Raw genomic sequence first — 428 nt, 5'->3', positions numbered from 1 at the left:
CACGCCGCGCATGGCGGCTGGGCTGGCGTTGGCCAAGTCCAGCACCTCGCCGTTGCGGCGGCGCAGATGCATCTGCCCGCCGATGATCTTGCCGCCGCCGTGTTCCACCAGCCGCATCAGCGCCAGCGACGTCACCGACTTGCCCGAACCCGATTCGCCCACCACGGCCAGCGTCTCGCCCCGGTCGACGTGGAACGACAGGTTGCGCACCGCGTCGACGACGCGCTCGGACGTGGCAAAGCGCACGCTCAGGTCTTGCACCTGCACGACACGCTGGTCGGGCATGGCAATGACGCTGTTGGAGCCGGGCTGTTTGGTTGCTGTCACGACAAATCTCCTGCTGTCCTGCTTGGCGGCTTCTTACCGATAGATCGACACCACGGGCGCTTGCGCGCCGCGTGCGAACCCGCGGTACATCCCTTCTGTGT

At 66.8% G+C, this 428-nt stretch carries 1 protein-coding gene; it reads right to left on the bottom strand.

What is annotated here, in order from left to right; genetic code table 11:
• A partial coding sequence (locus D7V88_RS42360) for an ATP-binding cassette domain-containing protein (protein ID WP_208726803.1) occupies positions 1–327 on the bottom strand: 327 nt, incomplete at its 3' end.
• Positions 328–428: the final 101 nt, after the last annotated feature.

The organism is Corallococcus terminator (genome assembly GCF_003611635.1).
GTDB lineage: Bacteria > Myxococcota > Myxococcia > Myxococcales > Myxococcaceae > Corallococcus > Corallococcus terminator.
Note: the sequence above shows the minus strand (reverse complement) of the source record. Positions and strands in the feature narration are given on the sequence as shown.